The sequence below is a fragment of the Vibrio ouci genome (genome assembly GCF_004551525.1).
GTDB classification, from domain to species: Bacteria; Pseudomonadota; Gammaproteobacteria; order Enterobacterales; family Vibrionaceae; genus Vibrio; species Vibrio ouci.
Window position 1 is genome coordinate 1 of sequence record NZ_SATR01000255.1, and the last position, 543, is coordinate 543.

Consider the following 543-nt stretch of genomic DNA (forward strand, 5'->3'; position numbering starts at 1 on the left):
GTTGATAATAGTAGGCGCAATACAAATAATCTATGCAGCTTCAACATCTTCTGGTCAAAAAAATTTAAAAAAAAGAATAGCCTATTCTTCTGTATCTCATATGGGTTTTACAATTATAGGAATTTGCTCTATAAGCGATATGGGACTCAACGGGGCCATTTTACAAATAATATCTCATGGATTTATCGGCGCTGCGCTTTTTTTCTTGTCAGGAACAAGTTATGATAGAATACGTCTTGTTTATCTTGACGAAATGGGCGGAATGGCTACCCTAATGCCAAAAATATTCATGATGTTCAGTATCTTATCATACCGCCAAAAAATATTACCGGGCATGAGCGGTTTTTTTGCGGAATTGGTAGTATTTTTTGGAATAATTACCGCCAAAAAATATTTTTTAATGCCAAAAATACTAATTACTTTTGTAACGGCAGTTGGAACGATATTGACTCCTATTTATTTATTATCTATGTTACGCCAGATGTTCTATGGATACAAGCTGTTTAATACCACAAATTCTTATTTTTTTGATTCTGGACCACG

At 33.9% G+C, this 543-nt stretch carries 1 protein-coding gene; it reads left to right on the top strand.

Annotated features, from left to right (window positions below; all coding sequences use genetic code 11):
• On the top strand, nucleotides 1–543 hold a 543-nt coding region (locus tag ELS82_RS27990; RefSeq protein WP_279630723.1), incomplete at both ends, for a proton-conducting transporter transmembrane domain-containing protein.